Annotated in this window: 6 protein-coding genes; 2 read left to right on the plus strand and 4 right to left on the minus strand. The window is 30.2% G+C overall.

Going from position 1 to position 4,333, the window contains the following annotated elements; genetic code table 11:
* Window positions 1–32: 32 nt before the first annotated feature.
* Entirely contained in the window at window positions 33–218 is a 186-nt protein-coding gene (locus tag WCG23_12930; protein ID MEI8390774.1) for a hypothetical protein, read from the minus strand.
* Between the two features lie 217 nt (window positions 219–435).
* Window positions 436–762, minus strand: coding sequence for a hypothetical protein (locus WCG23_12935; protein ID MEI8390775.1), 327 nt, complete (start codon window positions 760–762; stop codon window positions 436–438).
* 150 nt (window positions 763–912) lie between these two features.
* Between WCG23_12935 and WCG23_12940 the strand changes: the two genes are divergently transcribed.
* Window positions 913–1,377 (plus strand): helix-turn-helix transcriptional regulator, encoded by a 465-nt coding sequence (locus tag WCG23_12940; GenBank protein MEI8390776.1) that lies wholly within the window; start codon window positions 913–915, stop codon window positions 1,375–1,377.
* A 207-nt stretch (window positions 1,378–1,584) separates the two neighbouring features.
* Here WCG23_12940 and WCG23_12945 read toward each other — a convergent pair whose 3' ends face one another.
* Together WCG23_12945 and WCG23_12950 are read right to left on the minus strand one after the other, a co-directional pair.
* On the minus strand, window positions 1,585–2,625 hold the full coding sequence (locus WCG23_12945; GenBank protein MEI8390777.1) for a tyrosine-type recombinase/integrase: 1,041 nt from the start codon (window positions 2,623–2,625) through the stop codon (window positions 1,585–1,587).
* Window positions 2,626–2,687: 62 nt separating this feature from the next.
* The gene (locus tag WCG23_12950; GenBank protein MEI8390778.1) at window positions 2,688–2,921 is read right to left on the minus strand and encodes a helix-turn-helix domain-containing protein; all 234 of its coding nucleotides are present in this window, start codon (window positions 2,919–2,921) and stop codon (window positions 2,688–2,690) included.
* Window positions 2,922–3,279: 358 nt separating this feature from the next.
* Between WCG23_12950 and WCG23_12955 the strand changes: the two genes are divergently transcribed.
* Entirely contained in the window at window positions 3,280–4,296 is a 1,017-nt protein-coding gene (locus WCG23_12955; GenBank protein MEI8390779.1) for a zinc ribbon domain-containing protein, read from the plus strand.
* The last annotated feature ends 37 nt before the right edge of the window (window positions 4,297–4,333 follow it).

The following is a 4,333-nucleotide window of genomic DNA, read 5'->3' on the forward strand; positions in this document are numbered from 1 at the left end:
AGACGTGAAAAAAGAAAATTTGTTCTAAACTTTTAACTTAACTGAACACTAGTTGCTTTATTTATTTTTTCCACAAGTAAACTTTCAAGCTGTGATGCAAGTTTCGAATGACCTTTTAATTTTTCATTTTCAATTATAGATAATGCAATTTTTTGAATTGCATCCACATTTTCTTGATTAATTGCTCTAAATAAGCGTTTTAGTATATCTGAATTCATTGTCTTACAACTTGTCTATAAATAACATTATTAAGGTAAAATCATCTTTATGTAGTATAACATATTAAATGTTAAAATAAGTTAAATGAATTATTTTAAAGATTCCGTTTATTTTTTAACTGAAAATAGCTAAAACTCTCGGATGAAATAGTTGTCAATAAAATCCTGAAAGAATTTTCAATAATCAACAAAATTTTATGAAAAAATGATTTCCTGCTTATTGCTTGTTGCAAGGAGGATTATACATATCTATAAGGGTTCTTTCTAGTTCAAGGTATTTTTCTTTTGAAGATTTAGGCATATAGTGAACGCTTATGTAAAGATTCTCTTTTGAACCAGCCTTTCTTACCATAGAATCTATTTTATTATGAGAAAAAGGGAATCCTCGTTTGCTAATATCTTCTGATGATCCGATATAACAGAATTTCTTACCTGAATAATCTCCATAATAAATGGCATAAACTCCTTGTTCTGCTTTAGGTTTAAAAGTTTCAAGCTTGATAGGATCAGAAAATTTATGACCTTCAATGATTTCAATAACCATTTTCTTTTTTCCTTTCTTAAAATAAATATATTTAGACTAAAAATTGATATATGAATATTATAACACATTTTGTATCATTTATAAACACCTGTTTTAAAATATAATAATTATGGTATAATACATACTCAGTTAAGGAAATCAAAAAATATTATGAATAAAGAATACGATTTAAATAATCAATTGATAAAATTTGGACATGCTGTTAAAAAAAGACGTGAAGCCCTTGGTTATTCTGTAAGAAAACTTGAAGAAAATTCAGGAATAAGTAAAACGCTAATAAGTCAAGTTGAAAACTGCCTGAGGGAGAGTTTCCCCAAAAAAACAACAATAAAACTGTTAAATGATGCTTTGAAATTTAAAAATAACGAACTTTTAATTCTTGCGGATGTTTTAGCTTCATCCAAAGATGAAAGCAGAAACAAAGACGATCAAAACCAAAACTGGCAAGAAAAATTACAAACATTTTTAGCTGTTAACACTGAGCTAAATGTTGGGAATATTCAAAAAGCTATATCTTTTACAGAAAGTTTAATAATAATCCAAAATATTACAGATAACGAATTTGGTGATAAATTTCCTGCACTACGAGAAAAATTTAAGAATATTATAAATTGACTTGAATTTTATACAAAAAAATAAAATTACTATCCATTTTTAACTCAAACTAGTTGATACTTTAGCTCAGACCAACTGTCTTTTTACAACTTTCCCGTCACCCTGACACTTTTGTAATTACCAACAAAATAAAGCAAAGTAACGGAAAGTCTGACAAAATAAAAACTACACATAAGGTGTAGTCTGAAGAAAAACGAAATATAATTTTTATTGAGCGATTCTTAAACCTGATTGACTGACAAAGTTATCGAGTGATTGAATCGCTTTTATTTTGTTCTCTGGTAGCGGATGAGCATAACGAGATGCAGTAATTCTAATATCCGAATGCCCTAAAATACTTGCGACTACAACTAAATCAATCCCCGCCGATACCATACGTGTTGCTGCTGTGTGCCTCAAATCATGTATTCTTAGTTTTTCAATACCTGCATCGTTACATGCCCTTGTAAATGCCCTCTTAATATCATTATAAGGTTCACCTGTCATTGGGTTTGTAAAAACGTATTCACCGTCCTTAGAGTGCTCTTTTAGTGAATTATAAACAGTATCGGACATAGGTATTTTTCTGATTTTTCCATTTTTAGTCTCATATAAAGTGAACATACGTTTTTTCAGGTCTACACTATCTTGCCATTTGAGTTTCAGGCATTCCCCTTTTCGCATGCCTGTATGCAGTAGAATAGTAATTATCGGTTTTAAATAATCTTCCAGATGCCTAAAAAGTTCTCTTTCTTCTGTAACTGTTAAATATCTTTCTATCTGGTTATCCACCTTTAACGGTTTAACTTTTTTAGCACTGCAAGGATTTTCGTTTATTAACCCTTCATTTATAGCCATAGCAAACATTCGTGAAAGTATTGTTATATCTCTGTTAATAGTGGCAGGCTTTCGTCCTTGTGCTTTCCTATTAATCCTGTATTTTTCAATAAAAAAAGGGGTAATTTCATTTAATTTCTTGTTTAAAAAGAAATTTTTAAGGTGTTCAACCTCATACTTATCCGCTTTATTCCAGCCTTTTCTGTTAGCTTCTCCGTATTTCTCAAACTCCTTAACTAAAGAATTAAAAGGATATTCTCCGACTGATTCGATTAAATCAAATTTGCCTTGAAATAAGTCTGATTTAATACGTGTTTCAGCTATTTCAGCTTCCCTTTTGCAAGTTGCCAGAGGGATACTCTTATGATAGCTTTTGCCTTTTACTTTGAAGCGGTAAAACCAAGTTCCGCTTTTAGATTGATATACACTCATACCCTACCTCATATATTTACAATTCCAATAATTCCCACAAATTAAAAAGCAAAGCAAGGCTCCTAGTCCAGCTTTGCACCATTTTCAAGCCAAGAATACAACTTGCTCTTGACAAAAAGTATTTTCCTGCCTAATTTCAGGTAAACTTCTTTAGGAAACCTTTTTCTTTTACTGCCACCGTTTTTGCCCGATTCACAGGTATAACTGTAGATAGTTTTTTCTGAAATTTGTAAAAATTCCGCTACTTGTTCTACGGAAAGCAGTTCTAAACTTGGATCAAATTCGTTAATAGCCATTTCTCTCTACCCCATTTCTCTAATAATCACTAATTTTTCGGGGTGTTTCTGTATGATTCCTGTTATTTCTTTTATCGGTATCAATTTTTCGTTGTATTCTGCAAACACCCTTTCTTTAAAATATAATTTTTGCGGAATTTTACTCACACGAAATAGAAAAGATATAAAAATATGTCTACTTAAACTTTTAAAGTTAGCTATTTAAACTCTTAAAATTAATTCTGTTCAAAAAATTACTGAGGGGGCTTATAAAGGATGACAAAGTTAATTTAAAAAGAAGTGCTGTAAAAATTTATATTTTGTAATAACATTGCGTTAAAGTAATGTTAAAAATAAGCTGTATAGTGAGTGTTTGAGTATGCAAGAAAAAGAATTTGACTCCGAATACTGTTATAATTGTGAAACTCCTTTACTGTATCCTAAAAAACCATGTCCTAACTGTGGATACAAAAACAATGATAAAGCGGCAGTTTCTGAAGCACCTATATTAGGTGCTTTATCTAAGTTGGATAATGTGAATAATGAAAATAATAATTTGGAGAATATTTTTTGCAATAATTGTGGCAAGGAATGTTCAATTGATGAAAAATTTTGTAAACATTGTGGTAATCAATTGATTAAGGAAACACCCAAACAGCAGAAATATTTCTTTTTTTATTTCCGCTCGCTAATGTTAATGATATTTTTATTTCTTATTGTTTTGTTAATTCCAAGAGTATTATCATCAGGTATTTCATTCTGGCAGGATTTTCAGAATAATATAACTAAAATGATTGAAAATAGACCTCCAGATTGCGAATCGGAGAGTGTTAAACAAGATGTAATATCAATATTTCAACAAAATAATCTTTATTACCCTTTTATTAATTCGGGCAGTATAAATAATATTGAATTAAGCTATCCAGCGGTGGAGGATTATAATAAAGAAGCAAAGAAATGGAGCTGCACGGGTACTATCGTAATGACTTCAAATGAGGATGGCTTTATTCCAACTGATACAAAAGGGGCAGACCATATATTTCTGCCTGATGACTATAATAAATATTTTATCGACAAATATAGGGGAGATAGCGATGGTGAGTGGCTAAAAAAAACTAAAGGTGATGGATATTATTTAAAATCTGAATATGCACGCAATCAATATCATACTTATAAATGTAATGTTAATTATACTTCACAATCATCAGAAGGCTCAAGCTTTGTAAAGTCGAATTATTGTATGAGCGAAGGTTTATGGGGAAAAAAAGAAGATACAGGAGAATTTACAGATTTAACCGTAGATAATAGTCCCATAGAAAAATTAAAACAAGAAGCACAACGGGCAGAAGCTAAAAAAATACAAGAAGAAAAAGGACGGGAACTAGTGCATTGTTAATTTAATTTATTAGGATAAAGTTTTTTTAACTTAATTC

Source organism: bacterium, from assembly GCA_037147175.1.
Classification (GTDB): Bacteria; Cyanobacteriota; Vampirovibrionia; order Gastranaerophilales; family UBA9971; genus UBA9971.

Coding starts and splice junctions, on each gene's coding strand:
- WCG23_12930 (MEI8390774.1), bottom strand. CDS start 218: ATGAATTCAGATATACTAAAACGCTTATTTAGAGCAATTAATCAAGAA.
- WCG23_12935 (MEI8390775.1), bottom strand. CDS start 762: ATGGTTATTGAAATCATTGAAGGTCATAAATTTTCTGATCCTATCAAG.
- WCG23_12940 (MEI8390776.1), top strand. CDS start 913: ATGAATAAAGAATACGATTTAAATAATCAATTGATAAAATTTGGACAT.
- WCG23_12945 (MEI8390777.1), bottom strand. CDS start 2,625: ATGAGTGTATATCAATCTAAAAGCGGAACTTGGTTTTACCGCTTCAAA.
- WCG23_12950 (MEI8390778.1), bottom strand. CDS start 2,921: ATGGCTATTAACGAATTTGATCCAAGTTTAGAACTGCTTTCCGTAGAA.
- WCG23_12955 (MEI8390779.1), top strand. CDS start 3,280: ATGCAAGAAAAAGAATTTGACTCCGAATACTGTTATAATTGTGAAACT.